This window comes from Streptomyces aurantiaciflavus (genome assembly GCF_049808595.1).
Taxonomy (GTDB): Bacteria; Actinomycetota; Actinomycetes; order Streptomycetales; family Streptomycetaceae; genus Streptomyces.
Genome location: NZ_JBNCAQ010000017.1, coordinates 172,731 through 188,706, shown reverse-complemented (window position 1 = coordinate 188,706; position 15,976 = coordinate 172,731). Strand labels below are relative to the sequence as shown.

Sequence of the window (15,976 nt, the reverse complement as noted above, 5' to 3'; positions counted from 1 at the left end):
CCGCGGCGGCGGCCGAGGTGCCGAGCGCCATGGCCATCGAGTACAGGCCGGTCATGGAACCGACCTGGTCGGGGAACCAACGCTTGACGATGACCGGCATCAGGACGTTGCTGACGGCGATGCCCATGAGCGCGAGGGCGCTGGCGGCCAGGAAGCCGGCCGTACTGCCCGTGTACGGCCGTATGAGCAGGCCCGCGGTGATGGCGGCCATGCCCGCGCACACCACCGCGCCCGCTCCGAAGCGGCGGGCGAGGCGGGGCGCCGTGACGCCGAAGACGGCGAAGCAGAGCGTGGGCACGGAGGTGAGGAGGCCGGCCACGCTGCCGCTCATGCCGAGGCCGTCGCGGACCTCTTCGAACAGGGCGCCGAGGCTGGTGATGGCGGGGCGGAGGTTGAGTGCGGACAGCACGATGCCGGCCACGAGCAGCCGTTTCGTCCACGCGCGCGTGGCCGCTCGCGAGGGCTCGTCCGCCATCGGGGTATGCGGGGTCGGGGAGGTGGTCGGGAAGGTGGTCGTCCGGGTTTCCTCGCTTGCCATGCCGACCATCATAGAATCATAGGATGATTGGTTGTCCATCCCCGGGTGCCTCTGCCCAACCCGGCCCGTGCGAAGGTGTGCCATGCCCCTGAGCCATCCCCGTCGCTCGGCGCTCTCCGAGCAGGTCATCGCCGCGCTGCGCACCCAGATCACCTCGGGCGAGTGGCCGGTGGGCTCGCGTATCCCGACGGAGCCCGAGCTGGTCGAGCAGCTGGGCGTCGCCCGCAACACGGTCCGTGAGGCCGTCCGCGCCCTCGCGCACAACGGCCTGCTGGACATCCGGCAGGGCTCGGGCACCTACGTGGTGGCGACCAGCGAGCTGGCGGGCGTGATGCACCGCCGCTTCGCCGACGCCGACCCGCGGCACATCGCCGAACTGCGCTCCACCCTGGAGTCGGGCGCGGCGAGGCTGGCGGCCGAGCGGCGCACCGAGAAGGACCTCAAGCAGCTGGACGCGCTGCTGGTGCGCCGCGAGGAGGCCTGGGAGTCGGGCGACAAGGAGGCGTTCGTCGTGGCGGACGCGACCTTCCACCTGGCGGTGGTGGCCGCGTCCCACAACGACGTCATGACCGCGATGTACGCGGACCTGGGCGAGGTGCTCCGGGACTGGCTCCGCGAGGACGTCGGCGAGGAGCTGACGCCGGAGACGTACATGGACCACACCCCGCTGGTGGACGCGATCCGTGCCGGGGACACGGAGGCGGCCGCCGTGGAGGCGGCGAGCTATCCGTTCCTGTGCCGGCCCGGACGGTTCACGCCCTCTGGTGACTGACCCAGGCCGCGCCGACCTCCTTCCAGCACCGGCCGGTCAGCCGTACGGTCACGGCGGGTCCCACGTCGACGGGGGCGCCGTCGGTGTCGAGGTCCCACCAGCGGGCGCACTCGATGTGCAGGCGGACGCGGTCGGTGTCGGCGTAGGGGTTGTGGCAGTAGGCGACCACGTGCGAGCCGCGGATGCTGGTGCGGCACTCCGCGCCGAACGGCTCCGACGTGGCGGTGAGGTCCGGTGCCTGCACGCGCGCGTGGGGCCGGGCGTCGTGCGGCAGGGACAGGACGAGACAGACGGCGACAGTCACTGGGGCCAGGCTGCGAGACAGGCGCACAAGGGGACCTCCTCGGCCGTGCTGGGGAGGGAAGCGCGGGAAACGTGCACTTCAGCGTGCCTTGTCGGGGCCCTCACCCGCCCGGCCTAGTACGCCGAACGGGTGACGCCCCGCTCCCCGCACGGCTGCGGGAAACGGGGCGCCGACGACGTACCGGGGATCAGGCACCGATGGCGTGCAGACCGCCGTCCACGTGGATGATCTCGCCCGTGGTCTTCGGGAACCAGTCGCTCAGCAGGGCGACGACGCCACGGCCGGCCGGCTCGGGGTCCTTCAGGTCCCACTCCAGCGGGGAGCGGGTGTCCCACACGGAGGCCAGCTCGCTGAAGCCCGGGATGGACTTGGCGGCCATGGAGCCGAGGGGGCCGGCGGAGACGAGGTTGCAGCGGATGTTCTGCTTGCCCAGGTCGCGGGCCATGTAGCGGCTGGTGGCCTCCAGGGCGGCCTTGGCCGGGCCCATCCAGTCGTATTGCGGCCAGGCGAACTGCGCGTCGAAGGTGAGGCCGACGACGGAACCGCCGTTCTGCATCAGCGGCAGGCAGGCCATGGTCAGCGACTTCAGGGAGTACGCCGAGACGTGCATGGCCGTGGCGACCGACTCGAACGGCGTGTTGAGGAAGTTGCCGCCGAGGGCGTCCTGCGGGGCGAAGCCGATGGAGTGGACGACACCGTCGAGGCCGCCGAGCTCCTCGCCGACGATGTCGGCCAGCCGCCCGAGGTGCTCGTCGTTGGTGACGTCGAGCTCGATGACCTTGGTGGGCTTCGGCAGCTTCTTGGCGATGCGCTCGGTCAGCGTGGGCCGCGGGAACGCGGTCAGGATGATCTCGGCACCCTGCTCCTGGGCCAGCTTGGCGGCGTGGAAGGCGATGGAGGACTCCGTCAGCACACCCGTGATCAGGATGCGCTTGCCCTCGAGAATTCCGCTCATGGTGATCAGTGACCCATTCCCAGTCCGCCGTCAACGGGGATGACGGCTCCAGTGATGTACGAGGCGTCGTCCGAGGCGAGGAACCGCACCGTCGCGGCGATCTCCTCCGGCTGCGCGTAACGGCCGAGCGGCACCCCCGCCAGGATGCCCGCCCGCTGCTCGTCGGTGAGCACCTTGGTCATGTCGGTGTCGACGAAGCCGGGCGCGACGACGTTGAAGGTGATGTTGCGCGAGCCCAGCTCACGGGCGAGGGAACGCGCGAAGCCGACCAGCGCGGCCTTGGAGGCGGCGTAGTTGGCCTGGCCGGGCGAGCCGTAGAGGCCCACGACCGAGGAGATCAGCACGACGCGGCCCTTCTTGGCGCGCAGCATGCCGCGGTTGGCGCGCTTGACGACCCGGAAGGTGCCGGTGAGGTTGGTGTCGATGACCGAGGTGAAGTCCTCCTCGGACATGCGCATCAGGAGCTGGTCCTTGGTGATGCCGGCGTTGGCGATCAGGACCTCGACGGGGCCGTGCGCGTCCTCGATCTCCTTGTAGGCCTGCTCCACCTGCTCGGCGTCGGTGATGTCGCACTTGACGGCCAGGAAGCCGGCCGGCGGCTCCCCCGAGCGGTATGTGATCGCGACCTTGTCGCCGGCGTCGGCGAACGCGCGGGCGATGGCGAGGCCGATGCCCCGGTTTCCTCCGGTGACGAGAACCGAGCGGCTCAACGGATCACCCTTTCGATAGGGGTCTGACACAACCGCCCGGACGCTGGGGTGACAGGCGGCTTCCTTCGAAACCTATCGGTCCGCCGCGGCGCGCGGACATTCGGGCACCGACAGTGGCTTACGGGGCTTGCTGTCGGGTTTCTACAGTCGGGCGCCGGGTCAGTCCGCCATTCCGGGGGCGTGCGCGGGCAGGCCTTCCTCGGGTGCCCCACCCGACTGCGTTCGTCCTGGCTCCGACAGTTGTCGAGCACCCTGGGAAAGGTGTGGTTCGGAAGCCGGCCGGCGCGACATGATCGGAGCCACACAGGCGACGACGACCACAGGAGAGACGTAGGTGCCTCATACCATCGATGAAAGCTTCACGGCACTACCTCTGCGCGCCCTCGCCGACGCCGCGCTGGCCCGCGCGCGTGCGCTGGGGGCGGAGCACGCGGACTTCCGGTTCGAGCGGGTGCGCAGTGCGTCCTGGCGGTTGAGGGACGCCAAGCCCGCCGGGTCGTCGGACACGACCGACCTCGGGTACGCGGTGCGGGTCGTACACGGCGGGACCTGGGGGTTCGCCTCCGGGGTGGATCTGACCATGGACGGGGCCGCGAAGGTCGCCTCGCAGGCCGTGGCGATGGCGAAGCTGTCGGCGCAGGTGATCAGGGCGGCCGGGTCGGACGAGCGGGTGGAGCTGGCCGACGAGCCGGTGCACGCCGAGAAGACGTGGGTCTCGTCCTACGAGATTGACCCGTTCACCGTGCCGGACGAGGAGAAGGCGGCGCTGCTCGCGGACTGGAGCACGCGGCTGCTGGCGGCCGCCGGGGTCAACCACGTGGACGCCTCGCTGCTCACCGTCCACGAGAACAAGTTCTACGCCGACACGGCCGGGACCCTGACCACGCAGCAGCGGGTGCGGCTGCATCCGTCGCTGACGGCGGTGTCGGTCGACGAGTCGAGCGGCGAGTTCGACTCGATGCGGACGATCGCGCCGCCGGTCGGGCGCGGCTGGGAGTACCTCACCGGGACCGGCTGGGACTGGGACGACGAGCTGGAGCGGATCCCGGAGCTGCTCGCCGAGAAGATGCGGGCGCCGAGCGTGGACCCGGGGCTGTACGACCTGGTCGTGGACCCGTCGAACCTGTGGCTGACCATCCACGAGTCCATCGGCCACGCCACCGAGCTGGACCGCGCCCTCGGCTACGAGGCCGCCTACGCCGGCACCTCCTTCGCCACCTTCGACCAGCTGGGCAAGCTCAGGTACGGCTCGGAGCTGATGAACGTCACCGGCGACCGCACCGCCGAGCACGGCCTGGCGACCGTCGGCTACGACGACGAGGGCGTCGAGGCGCAGTCCTGGGACCTGGTGAAGGACGGCACGCTCGTCGGGTACCAGCTGGACCGCCGCATCGCCCGGCTGACCGGGTTCGAGCGCTCCAACGGGTGCGCGTTCGCCGACTCCCCCGGGCATGTCCCGGTGCAGCGCATGGCCAACGTGTCGCTGCGGCCGGACCCGGCCGGGATGTCGACCGAGGATCTGATCGGCGGCGTCGACCGCGGGATCTACGTCGTCGGGGACCGGTCCTGGTCGATCGACATGCAGCGGTACAACTTCCAGTTCACGGGCCAGCGCTTCTTCAAGATCGAGAACGGGCGGATCACCGGGCAGCTGCGGGACGTGGCCTACCAGGCGACGACGACCGACTTCTGGGGCTCCATGGCCGCCGTCGGCGGTCCGCAGACCTACGTCCTCGGGGGCGCCTTCAACTGCGGCAAGGCCCAGCCGGGGCAGGTCGCGGCCGTCTCGCACGGCTGCCCGTCGGCCCTCTTCAAGGGCGTCAACATCCTCAACACGACGCAGGAGGCCGGCCGATGAGCGCCGCTACGAACAAGCCGCACGAGGTCGTGGAGCAGGCGCTGGAGCTGTCGCAGGCCGACGGCTGTGTCGTCATCGCCGACGAGCAGTCGACCGCCAACCTGCGCTGGGCGGGCAACGCGCTCACCACGAACGGCGTCACCCGCACGCGTACGCTCACCGTGATCGCGACGGTCGACGGCAAGGAGGGCACCGCCTCCGGGGTCGTCTCGCGGGCCGCGGTGACCGCGGACGAGCTGGAGCCGCTGGTGCGGGCCGCCGAGGCCGCCGCGCGCGGCGCCGGTCCCGCCGAGGACGCGCGGCCGCTGGTCACCGGCGTACCGGCGTCGCCCGACTTCACGGACGCGCCCGCCGAGACCTCCTCCGCCGTGTTCGCCGACTTCGCCCCCGCGCTCGGTGAGGCCTTCGCACGCGCGCGTGCGGGCGGACGCGAGCTGTACGGCTTCGCCAACCACGAGCTGATGTCGACGTACATGGGGACGTCGACGGGGCTGCGCCTGCGCCACGACCAGCCGAACGGGACGCTGGAGCTCAACGCCAAGTCGCCGGACCGTACGCGTTCGGCGTGGGCGGGCCGGTCGACCCGGGACTTCAAGGACGTCGACCCGGCGGCGCTGGACGCCGAGCTCGCCGTACGCCTCGGCTGGGCGCAGCGGCGCGTCGAGCTGCCGGCCGGGCGGTACGAGACGCTGCTGCCGCCGACCGCCGTCGCGGACCTGCTGATCTACCAGATGTGGTCGTCGTCGGGCCGGGACGCGGCCGAGGGCCGCACGGTGTTCTCCAAGCCGGGCGGCGGCACGCGCATGGGGGAGAAGCTCGCCGACCTGCCGCTGACCCTGCGCAGCGATCCGAACGAGCCGGGCCTGGAGTCCGCCCCGTTCGTGCTCGTGCACTCCTCCGGCGGCGACCAGTCGGTGTTCGACAACGGGCTGCCGCTCGCGGCCACCGAGTGGGTGAGCCAGGGCGAGCTGAGCAACCTGCTGACCAGCCGGCACAGCGCGGACCTGACCGGCCTGCCGGTGGCGCCGGGGATCGACAACCTGATCCTGGACGGGGGCGAGGACCGCTCCCTGGAGGAGATGGTCGCGAGCACCACGCGCGGGCTGCTGCTGACCTGCCTGTGGTACATCCGCGAGGTCGACCCGGCGACGCTGCTGCTGACCGGCCTGACCCGGGACGGCGTCTATCTCGTCGAGAACGGCGAGGTCGTCGGCGAGGTCAACAACTTCCGGTTCAACGAGTCCCCGGTGGACCTGCTGGGCCGGGCGACCGAGGCCGGGCGCACGGAAAAGACGCTGCCGAGGGAGTGGAGCGACTGGTTCACTAGGGCTGCGATGCCCGCTCTGCGCGTCCCCGACTTCAACATGAGCTCGGTCAGCCAGGGCGTCTGAGTGCCGGGGCAGGTGGCACGGCATCCGAGTGTCAGCGGCCCCCCATAGACTGGCGGGGCACAGTTTTCACCGTTCGAGGAGACATACGACCGTGACGGACATCGTCGACGAGCTGAAGTGGCGGGGGCTGTTCGCCCTGTCCACTGACGAGGACGCTTTGCGCAAGGCGCTCGCGGACGGTCCCGTCACGTTCTATTGCGGGTTCGACCCGACCGCCCCGTCCCTGCACGTCGGGCATCTGGTGCAGGTGCTCACCGTGCGCCGGCTCCAGCAGGCCGGTCACCGGCCGCTGGCGCTGGTCGGCGGGGCCACGGGCCTGATCGGCGACCCCCGCCCCACGGCGGAGCGCACGCTGAACGCCCCGGAGACGGTCGCCGGCTGGGTCGGCAAGCTGCGCTCCCAGATCGAGCCGTTCCTCTCCTTCGAGGGTGAGAACGCGGCCGTGATGGTCAACAACCTCGACTGGACGGCCGGTCTGTCCGCGATCGAGTTCCTGCGCGACATCGGCAAGCACTTCCGCGTCAACAAGATGCTGACGAAGGACTCCGTGGCCCGGCGCCTGGAGTCCGACCAGGGCATCAGCTACACGGAGTTCAGCTACCAGATCCTCCAGGGCATGGACTTCCTCCAGCTCTACCGGCGCTACGGCTGCACGCTCCAGCAGGGCGGCAGCGACCAGTGGGGCAACCTCACGGCCGGCCTGGACCTGATCCACAAGCTGGAGCCGCACGCGTCCGTGCACGCGCTGGCGACACCGCTGATGACCAAGGCGGACGGCACCAAGTTCGGCAAGACCGAGGGCGGCGCCGTCTGGCTCGACCCGGAGATGACGACGCCGTACGCGTTCTACCAGTTCTGGCTGAACGTGGACGACCGGGACATCTCCTCGTACCTGCGCATCCTGTCCTTCCGCTCCCGTGCGGAGCTGGAGGAGCTGGAGAAGCAGACCGAGGAGCGGCCGCAGGCGCGGGCGGCGCAGCGTGCGCTGGCCGAGGAGCTGACGACGCTGGTGCACGGCGCCGACCAGACGGCCGCCGTGATCGCCGCGTCCAAGGCCCTCTTCGGGCAGGGCGAGCTGGCGGACCTCGACGACCGGACGCTGGCGGCGGCCCTGTCCGAGGTGCCGCACATCCAGGTCGCCGAGCTGGGTCCGGTCGTCGACCTGTTCGCCGAGGTCGGCCTGGTGGCCAGCAAGTCCGCTGCGCGGCGGACGGTGAAGGAGGGTGGCGCCTACGTGAACAACGTCAAGGTGACCGCGGAGGACGCCGTCCCGGCGAGCGAGGATCTGCTGCACGGGCGGTGGCTGGTGCTGCGGCGCGGCAAGAAGAACCTCGCGGCGGTGGAGGTCACCGGCGCGTGAGCGCTCCGCTGGGGAAGTGCCGCGATGTGCAGTCGGTCGTCTTGCGGCACCGCCGTGGCTGGTCGCGCCCGCGCGGCGGAGCCGCACATCGACACGGCCTCGCGCCCCTTCGGGGCGCTGCCGAACCGCAGCGGACTTAACCCGGCCTGCTGAGCGTGCCACGCGGCGGAGCCGCACATCGATACAGCCCCGTGCCCCCGAAGGGGTGCGGGGCTGTGTGCGTCCCGCAAGCTCACACCCGCTGTTTCCGCTTGCCCAGCGTCGCCATGTACAGCATGTCGCCGAAGGCCACGATGATGATCGCGGCGATCAGCTGGAAGATGTGACGGCTCCAGTCGATGCCGGGCGTCTCGTCCACGCCGAAGCCGCGGGCGACCGCGTTGCCGACGACCGCGCCGAGCATGCCGAAGATGGTGGTCAGCCAGAGGGGGCTGTGCTGCTTGCCGGGGATGACCGCCTTGGCGATCAGGCCCAGCACGAATCCCACGATGATCGCCCAAAACCAGCCCATGGCTGCCTCCTCGTACGGCTCGACATGAGCACTGCCCTCAGTCTCGGTCCGTGCGCCGTACGGCGCATGTCGGGTGGCGCCGTACGCGGTACGGCGCACAGTGTCCGCCCTGACGGGAGGTGCCCCGGTCTCGAAGGCGGCGCAGGCGCGGCGTACCGTGGATGGCCGGGGAGAGTTCGATGTGGGCGGATGGTGGAACGTGATGCGGAAGCAGGGTGGCGGCGGCAACGCCCAGGTGTTCCGGATCACCGGAGCCCGTCAGGGGCTCCAGGACGATGTGCGGGGCCGGCAACGGCGGTATGTGATCTCGATGTCGATCCGCACGGTCTCGGTGATCCTCGCGGCGGTCCTGTGGAACGTGGAGCGCCATGTGGCTGTGGTGGCACTGGTCCTCGGGCTGGTCCTGCCCTACATCGCGGTGGTGATCGCGAATGCCGGGCGGGAGAACGCGCCGGGGCTTCCCTCGACCTTCCTGGCCACGCCGACACGGCCGGTGATCGCCCCGCCACCCGCGGACGGCCGTTCGGAGGAATCCGGTCCCGAAGAGGAGCGACACGCGGGGTCCGGCCGGCAAGAGGAGCGGGTCGCGGAATCCCTCCGGCAGGAGGCGAAGGCCGATCAGGCTGAGCGGCGGCCATGAGGCGGCTGTGTGCCAAGCTCAGGAAAAGCTCAGATCAATCATGTTGTTCCGGTGCCCTGGGGCCGGTCCGCCGTGACATACTTCGTACGCGCTCCGCATCCCCCGTCGGAGCGACAGACCGACGCCGGGCAGCTCCCCCCGTGGCTGCTCGGCGTCGCCTTTTTGTGCACGTTCCTCGTGCGTGCTCCGAGTGCGCGTGACTGTGAGACGAATCCGTGAGTGACGAGATCCCCATCTGTTCCGCCAAGGGCTGCCGTGTCGACGCGGTGTGGGTGCTGGCGTGGAACAACCCGAAGATCCACACGCCGGAGCGGCGCAAGACGTGGCTCGCGTGCGAGGAGCACCGAGAGCACTTGTCGCAGTTTCTCGGGGTGCGGGGTTTCCTGAAGGACGTCGTCCCGCTCGAGGAGTGGGAGGAACGGGCAGAGCGGGAGGACGCGTAGCGTCAGCCGCCGATCGCCGACATCGGGCGGTCCGGCTGGACGAACGACGGATCGTCCAGGCCCGCGCCCGCCTTCTTGCCCCACATGGCCAGGCGCCAGATGCGGGCTATCTCCTCGTCGGGGGCGCCGGAGCGCAGGGCCGCGCGCAGGTCGGTCTCCTCGCGGGCGAACAGGCAGGTGCGGATCTGGCCGTCGGCGGTGAGGCGGGTGCGGTCGCAGGCGGCGCAGAACGGGCGGGTGACGGAGGCGATGACGCCGACGCGGTGGGGGCCGCCGTCGACCAGCCAGCGCTCGGCCGGGGCTGAGCCACGGGCCTCGTCGCCCTCCGGGGCGAGGTCGAAGCGGGTGCGCAGGGAGGCCAGGATGTCGCCGGCGGTGACCATGCCCTCGCGCTTCCAGCCGTGCTGGGCGTCCAGGGGCATCTGCTCGATGAAGCGCAGCTCGTAGTCGTGCTCGACGGCCCAGGCGAGGAGGTCGGGGGCCTCGTCGTCGTTGAGACCCGGCATCAGGACGGTGTTGACCTTCACCGGGGTCAGGTCCGCGTCGCGGGCGGCCTGGAGGCCTTCGAGGACGTCCTTGTGGCGGTCGCGGCGGGTCAGGGCCTTGAAGACGTCCGGGCGGAGCGTGTCGAGGGAGACGTTGACCCGGTCCAGGCCGGCGGCCTTCAGGGCCGTCGCCGTGCGCTTGAGGCCGATGCCGTTGGTGGTCAGCGACATCTGGGGGCGCGGGGTGAGGGCGGCGACCCGCTCGACGATGCCGACGAGGCCGGGACGCAGCAGGGGCTCGCCGCCGGTGAAGCGGACCTCTTCGATGCCGAGGGAGGTGACCGCGATGTCGATCAGGCGGACGATCTCGTCGTCCGTGAGGAGGTCGGGCTTGGCCAGCCACTGCAGGCCCTCCTCGGGCATGCAGTACGTGCAGCGCAGGTTGCAGCGGTCGGTCAGCGAGACCCTCAGGTCGGTGGCCACTCGGCCGTAGGTGTCGATGAGCACGTGGGCCCCCTCCCTCGTCAGCGGATCGCATGTGTTCCGTCCTCTGCGAGCCTACGTGACGGCACTGACATCGCCACAGGCCGGATCCCACGAGGCAGGACGCGGCCGCGTCGTAGGGACGTACAGGTGGCCTACGACGCGGCCGCTCGAGGGGTGTCGCTCAGTGGGCGCCGGTGCCGGTCAGGGACCGGACCTCCAGCTCCGCGTACTTGCCGGTGTCCGGCTCCTCCTTCGACAGGACGGTGCCGAGGAAGCCCATCAGGAAGCCGAACGGGATGGAGATGATGCCGGGGTTCTTCAGCGGGAACCAGGCGAAGTCGGCGTCGGGGAACATCGCCTTGGGGTCGCCGGAGACCACGGGCGAGAACAGCACGAGGCCGACGGCGACGATCAGGCCGCCGTAGATCGACCACAGGGCGCCCTGGGTGGTGAACCGCTTCCAGAAGAGGCTGTAGAGGATGGTCGGCAGGTTGGCGGAGGCGGCGACCGCGAAGGCCAGCGCGACCAGGCCGGCCACGTTGAGGTCGCGGGCGAGGGCGCCGAGGCCGATGGAGACGATGCCGATGAAGACGGTCGCCCAGCGGGCCGCGCGGACCTCCTCCGCGCCGGTGGCCTTCCCCTTGCGGATGACGTTGGCGTAGATGTCGTGGGCGAAGGACGACGAGGAGGCGAGGGTGAGGCCGGCGACGACGGCGAGGATCGTCGCGAAGGCCACCGCCGAGATCGTGGCGAGCAGGATCGCGCCCCAGGCCGAGTCGACGCCGCCCAGGTGGAGGGCGAGCAGCGGGGCCGCCGTGTTGCCGGACGGGTTGGACGCGATGATCTCGTCCTGGGAGATCAGGGCGGCGGCGCCGAAGCCGAGCGCGATGGTCATCAGGTAGAAGCCGCCGATGATGCCGATCGCCCAGTTCACCGACTTCCGGGCGGCCTTGGCGTTGGGGACCGTGTAGAAGCGGATCAGGATGTGCGGCAGGCCGGCGGTGCCGAGCACCAGGGCGATGCCCAGGGAGATGAAGTCCAGCTTGGAGGTGCCGGTGGCGCCGTACTGGAGGCCGGGCTCCAGGAAGGCGGCGCCCTTGCCGCTGTTGTCGGCGGCCTTGCCGAGCAGGTCGGAGATGTTGAAGTTGAACTTCAGCAGCACCAGGAAGGTGATCAGGATGGTGCCGCCGATGAGCAGCACGGCCTTGACCATCTGGACCCAAGTGGTGCCCTTCATGCCGCCGATGGAGACGTACACGATCATCAGGAGGCCGACGAGCGCGACGATCAGGATCTTGCCGGCGTCGGAGGTGATGCCGAGCAGCAGGGAGACGAGGACGCCGGCGCCCGCCATCTGGGCCAGCAGGTAGAAGATCGAGACGACGATGGTGGAGGTGCCGGCCGCGGTGCGGACCGGGCGCTGGCGCATGCGGTACGCCAGGACGTCGCCCATGGTGTAGCGGCCGGAGTTCCGCAGCGGCTCGGCCACCAGGAGCAGCGCCACCAGCCAGGCGACCAGGAAGCCGATGGAGTAGAGGAAGCCGTCGTAGCCGAAGAGGGCGATGGCGCCGGCGATGCCGAGGAAGGACGCGGCCGACATGTAGTCGCCGGAGACCGCGAGGCCGTTCTGGAAGGCGCTGAACTGGCGGCCGCCGGCGTAGAAGTCGGCGGCGTCCTTGGTCTGGCGGCCCGCCCAGATGGTGATGACGAGGGTCGCGACGACGAACAGCGCGAACAGGGTGATGATCAGCGGCCGGTGTTCGCTGGCCTCGTTGGCGGCCAGGAAGGTGTGCTGTGCGGGGCTCATGCGCCGCCCTCCATCCGGGACTTGATGGCGTCCGCCTTGGGGTCGAGCTTCGCGGCGGCGTGCCGCGCGTACCACCAGGCGATGAGGAACGTGGTGACGAACTGGGCGACGCCGAGGACGAACGCGACGTTGATGTTGCCGAACAGCTTGGTGCCCATGAAGTCGCCCGCGTAGTTCGACAGCAGGACGTACAGCAGGTACCAGGCGATGAAGGCCACGGTCAGCGGAAAGGCGAAGTTGCGGTAGGAGCGGCGCAGTTCACCGAACTCCGCGCTCTCCTGCACCGCGACGAACTCCTCGGTGGAGGGGAGTTGGGCTTGGGTTTTCGAGGGGGGCGGTGTCTCGGTGGCCACGGAGTCTCCTCGCGTTGCGGATGGCGGGTGTGCAAGGGGCTCGATCGTCCTCGGGCTCCCTGCACAAGGTCACGGCGGCGCGCGATGGCCGGTTCAACTCGATCGGGTTCTTTCGAAAGTCGTTCGCCGGGTTCCTTTTCGGCGGTCATGACCGGTTGCTTCGGAAGTCATCGCCGTAGGTCATTGCTGGCCGGCGAGTCAGGAAGATAGCTTCGGGCCTGCACCACCCCGTCATGTACCTGCCCAGGCGCGACCCGCGTTCCGGGCCGGTCCCGTTTCCGGATGATGTGGAGACCCCATGGCTCATCTGCCTTCCAGACGCCGCCTCGCCCTCGCGGTGCCCGTCGTGCTGTCGCTGACCGCCTCCCTCGGCTTCCTGCCGACGGCGGCCTCCGCGGCCCCTGTTACGGCCCCCGCCTCCCAGGCGGCGGACGCGGGCACCCTGGCGTACGTCGTCAACACGAAGGTGGACCACCGCACGATCGCGTCGGTGAAGAAGGCGATCGCCGCGGCCGGCGGCACCGTCACCGTGGCGTACGAGAAGATCGGTGTGCTCGTCGTGCACTCGGCGAACCCCGACTTCGGCCCGACGATACGCGCGGTGCGCGGGGTGCAGTCGGCGGGTGCGACCCGTACCGCGCCGCTGAGCCCCGCGGGGACCACCGACGAGGGCGCGGTGCAGCTGCTGTCGAAGGCGCAGGCCGCGAAGACGGCGAGCGCGTCGGCCGCGGCCGGTGAGAGCGAGCCGCTCGAGGCCGACCAGTGGGACCTGCGCGCCATCGGCGCCGACAAGGCCGCCGAGATCAACCCGGGCAGCAAGAAGGTGACGGTCGCCGTGATCGACACCGGCGTCGACGACACCCACCCGGACCTCGCCCCGAACTTCTCCGCGTCCCAGTCGGCCAACTGCGTCGGCGGCGTCCCGGACACCAGCGAGGGCGCCTGGCGCCCGTACAACCCCACGGAGGACTACCACGGCACGCATGTCGCCGGTGAGATCGCGGCGGCCCGCAACGGCATCGGTGTGGCCGGTGTCGCGCCCGGCGTGAAGGTCGCCGGCATCAAGGTGAGCGACCCCAAGGACGGCCTCTTCTACCCGGAGAACGTCGTCTGCGCCTTCGTGTTCGCCGCCGACCACGGCGTCGAGATCACGAACAACAGCTACTACGTCGACCCGTGGCTGTACAACTGCAAGGACGACCCCGACCAGAAGGCGATCGTCGACGCGGTCAACCGGGCGCAGCTGTACGCCCAGAAGAAGGGCACGCTGAACATCGCCTCGGCGGGCAACTCCAACCACGACCTGGACGCCGACTCGATCGTCGACACCAGCAGCCCCGACGACTCCACGCCGGTGACCCGGACGGTCGACCCGCACACCTGCCTCGACGTGCCGACCCAGCTGCCGGGCGTCGTCACGGTGAGCGCGACGGGCGTCAAGGGCGCCAAGTCGTACTACTCCAGCTACGGCTACGGCGTCACCGACGTCGCCGCTCCGGGCGGCGACCGCTACCAGATCCCGGACACGCCGTCGGCCAACGGCCGCATCCTGTCGACGATGCCGAACAACGCGTACGGCTACCTGCAGGGCACCTCGATGGCGTCCCCGCACGTCGCCGGTGTGGCCGCGCTGCTGAAGTCGAAGTACCCGTACGCGTCCCCGGCGATGCTGCAGGCGCTGCTCAAGGCGCAGGCGGACAACCCGGGTTGCCCGGCCGAGCCGTACGACGGCAACGGTGACGGCGTGGTGGACGCCACGTGCGTGGGCGGCAAGCGGCTCAACGGGTTCTTCGGCTTCGGTGTCGTGAACGCGTTGCGTGCGGTGAAGTAGCCGAGCCAGAAGTCGAGTCGGTGAGGGCCGGGCGGGGATTCCGCCCGGCCCTCACGCGTCGCTCCGGCCCGCAGCGCCGGTCCGGTCCTCAAAGGTCGTTCGTGATCTCACGAGTTGGCCCGATCGGATCGTGCATAGTGCCGTCATGACTGACATCGAGTTCGCCTGGTCGGAGCTGGGCGGCGATCCCGCGCTCCTCGCGCGCGTGTCGACCGTCGTGCGGGAGGGTGCTCTGACGGCACGGCTTCCGGTACGGGAGTTGGCGCGGGCCTGCGTCGGGGTGTGCGCGCTGGCCGGGGCCGAGTTGGGGGCGCGGCGGGCCGGGCTCGCGGAGGTGCCCCGGGTGCGGGTGGACGACGGGGCGGTGGCCACGGCGTTCGTGAGTGAGCGCCATCTGCTGATCGACGGGCGGGCGCCCGTCACCTTCGCGCCGCTGTCGCGGTTCTGGCGGACGGCCGACGGGTGGGTGCGCACGCACGCCAACTATCCGCACCACCGGGAGCGGTTGCTCCGGGCGCTGGGTCTGGCGGAGGAGGACCCCGCGGCCGTCGAGGCGGCACTCGGGGAGCGGTCCGCCCTCGAGGTGGAGGAGGCGGTGTACGCGGCGGGAGGCCTGGCGGTCGCGCTGCGCACGCCCGAGGAGTGGGCGGCGCACGAGCAGGCGGCGGAGATCGCCCGGCGGCCGCTCGTGGAACGCGGGCGTCCGGACACGGCACGCGCGCGCGTGCTGCCGCCGCTCGACGGCACTCCCCTGCTGCCCGCCGCCGGACTGCGCGTCCTGGACCTGACGCGGGTCATCGCCGGCCCGATCGCCACCCGCACCCTGGCCCTGCTGGGCGCGGACGTCCTGCGCGTCGACGACCCCCACCTCCCCGAACTCCCCGACCAGCACGCCGACACGGGCTTCGGGAAACGGTCGGCGACCCTGGACCTCGCCACCGACCGGCGGACGTTCGAGGAGTTGCTCGCCGAGGCGGACGTCGTCGTCACCGGCTACCGGCCGGGCGCCCTGGACCGGTTCGGCCTCTCCCCGGAGGCGCTGGCCGAACGCCGGCCCGGGCTGGTCGTCGCGCAGTTGTCGGCGTGGGGTGCGTACGGCCCGTGGGGCGGGCGGCGCGGCTTCGACAGCCTCGTCCAGGTCGCGACCGGCATCGCGGCGATCGAGGGAACGGCCGAACGACCCGGCGCCCTGCCCGCCCAGGCCCTCGACCACGGCACGGGGTACCTCCTGGCGGCGGCGATCCTGCGGGCCCTCACCGAGCAGTCGTCCGAGGGCCACGGCCGGGTGGTGCGGGTGGCACTGGCGCGGACGGCGGCGTGGCTGACGGGCGGGGTCCGGCCGGACGTGGGGGCGGCCGGCGCCGCCTACGACAGCCCGCGGGCATGGCTCACCGAGGCCGTCGGCGGCATCGGCCGACTGCGGTACGCGCTGCCGCCGGTGTCCTTCGACGGCGGCCCGGCCGACTGGGCACGGCCGCCGGGGCCGTGGGGGGCGGATCCGGCGCGGTGGGCGGGCTGAGCCGTTGCCGGTG

Annotated in this window: 16 protein-coding genes; 8 read left to right on the top strand and 8 right to left on the bottom strand. The window is 71.0% G+C overall.

All coding sequences use genetic code 11. From position 1 onward, the window contains the following. Positions 1–550: MFS transporter (locus ACPT94_RS22000; protein WP_425246604.1), on the bottom strand; the 550-nt coding region annotated here is incomplete at its 3' end. 70 nt (positions 551–620) lie between these two features. Between ACPT94_RS22000 and ACPT94_RS21995 the strand changes: the two genes are divergently transcribed. Further along, positions 621–1,310 (top strand): FadR/GntR family transcriptional regulator, encoded by a 690-nt coding sequence (locus ACPT94_RS21995; protein WP_360339905.1) that lies wholly within the window; start codon positions 621–623, stop codon positions 1,308–1,310. Here the strand turns inward: ACPT94_RS21995 and ACPT94_RS21990 are convergent. The 3 genes from ACPT94_RS21990 to fabG form a co-directional block, all read right to left on the bottom strand. Next, on the bottom strand, positions 1,291–1,641 hold the full coding sequence (locus tag ACPT94_RS21990; protein ID WP_360339908.1) for a hypothetical protein: 351 nt from the start codon (positions 1,639–1,641) through the stop codon (positions 1,291–1,293). The genes ACPT94_RS21995 and ACPT94_RS21990 overlap by 20 nt on opposite strands. A 160-nt stretch (positions 1,642–1,801) precedes the next feature. Continuing rightward, entirely contained in the window at positions 1,802–2,569 is a 768-nt protein-coding gene (gene fabI, locus ACPT94_RS21985) for an enoyl-ACP reductase FabI (RefSeq protein WP_360339911.1), read from the bottom strand. A 5-nt stretch (positions 2,570–2,574) separates the two neighbouring features. Next, positions 2,575–3,279 (bottom strand): 3-oxoacyl-[acyl-carrier-protein] reductase, encoded by a 705-nt coding sequence (gene fabG / locus ACPT94_RS21980; protein ID WP_360339914.1) that lies wholly within the window; start codon positions 3,277–3,279, stop codon positions 2,575–2,577. A 334-nt stretch (positions 3,280–3,613) separates the two neighbouring features. On the opposite strand from fabG, the gene ACPT94_RS21975 reads away from it, so the two are divergent. The 3 genes from ACPT94_RS21975 (at position 3,614) to tyrS (ending at position 7,888) form a co-directional block, all read left to right on the top strand. After that, positions 3,614–5,137 carry a TldD/PmbA family protein gene (locus tag ACPT94_RS21975; protein WP_425246603.1) on the top strand — a complete coding sequence of 508 codons (1,524 nt, stop codon included), beginning with the start codon at positions 3,614–3,616 and terminating at the stop codon, positions 5,135–5,137. Beyond that, the gene (locus ACPT94_RS21970; protein ID WP_425246602.1) at positions 5,134–6,528 is read left to right on the top strand and encodes a metallopeptidase TldD-related protein; all 1,395 of its coding nucleotides are present in this window, start codon (positions 5,134–5,136) and stop codon (positions 6,526–6,528) included. Before ACPT94_RS21975 ends, ACPT94_RS21970 begins: the two co-directional genes overlap by 4 nt. Before the next feature lie 91 nt (positions 6,529–6,619). Next, entirely contained in the window at positions 6,620–7,888 is a 1,269-nt protein-coding gene (gene tyrS, locus ACPT94_RS21965) for a tyrosine--tRNA ligase (RefSeq protein ID WP_360339923.1), read from the top strand. A gap of 232 nt (positions 7,889–8,120) precedes the next feature. On the opposite strand, the gene ACPT94_RS21960 is transcribed toward tyrS, so the two are convergent. Beyond that, complete coding sequence (locus tag ACPT94_RS21960; protein WP_425246601.1) at positions 8,121–8,399, bottom strand: GlsB/YeaQ/YmgE family stress response membrane protein; 279 nt, start codon at positions 8,397–8,399, stop codon at positions 8,121–8,123. Positions 8,400–8,601: 202 nt separating this feature from the next. On the opposite strand from ACPT94_RS21960, the gene ACPT94_RS21955 reads away from it, so the two are divergent. Further along, positions 8,602–9,039: a DUF3099 domain-containing protein gene (locus tag ACPT94_RS21955; RefSeq protein ID WP_425246609.1), complete on the top strand. Its 438-nt coding sequence runs from the start codon at positions 8,602–8,604 to the stop codon at positions 9,037–9,039. A gap of 215 nt (positions 9,040–9,254) precedes the next feature. Further along, positions 9,255–9,482 (top strand): hypothetical protein, encoded by a 228-nt coding sequence (locus ACPT94_RS21950; protein WP_360339929.1) that lies wholly within the window; start codon positions 9,255–9,257, stop codon positions 9,480–9,482. Between the two features lie 2 nt (positions 9,483–9,484). On the opposite strand, the gene moaA is transcribed toward ACPT94_RS21950, so the two are convergent. The 3 genes from moaA to ACPT94_RS21935 form a co-directional block, all read right to left on the bottom strand. Beyond that, entirely contained in the window at positions 9,485–10,474 is a 990-nt protein-coding gene (gene moaA, locus ACPT94_RS21945; RefSeq protein WP_425246600.1) for a GTP 3',8-cyclase MoaA, read from the bottom strand. A gap of 160 nt (positions 10,475–10,634) precedes the next feature. Then, on the bottom strand, positions 10,635–12,260 hold the full coding sequence (locus ACPT94_RS21940) for a solute symporter family protein (protein ID WP_360339935.1): 1,626 nt from the start codon (positions 12,258–12,260) through the stop codon (positions 10,635–10,637). Then, positions 12,257–12,613, bottom strand: a complete 357-nt coding sequence (locus ACPT94_RS21935) for a DUF485 domain-containing protein (protein ID WP_360339938.1) — start codon at positions 12,611–12,613, stop codon at positions 12,257–12,259. The genes ACPT94_RS21940 and ACPT94_RS21935 overlap by 4 nt, the downstream gene beginning before the upstream one ends. A 298-nt stretch (positions 12,614–12,911) precedes the next feature. Here ACPT94_RS21935 and ACPT94_RS21930 point away from each other — a divergent pair, with 298 nt between their 5' ends. Both ACPT94_RS21930 and ACPT94_RS21925 read left to right on the top strand, forming a co-directional pair. Then, positions 12,912–14,444 carry a S8 family peptidase gene (locus tag ACPT94_RS21930; RefSeq protein WP_425246599.1) on the top strand — a complete coding sequence of 511 codons (1,533 nt, stop codon included), beginning with the start codon at positions 12,912–12,914 and terminating at the stop codon, positions 14,442–14,444. A 145-nt stretch (positions 14,445–14,589) separates the two neighbouring features. Next, a complete protein-coding gene (locus ACPT94_RS21925) occupies positions 14,590–15,963 on the top strand; it encodes a CoA transferase (protein WP_360339944.1) in 1,374 nt (457 codons plus the stop codon). Positions 15,964–15,976: the final 13 nt, after the last annotated feature.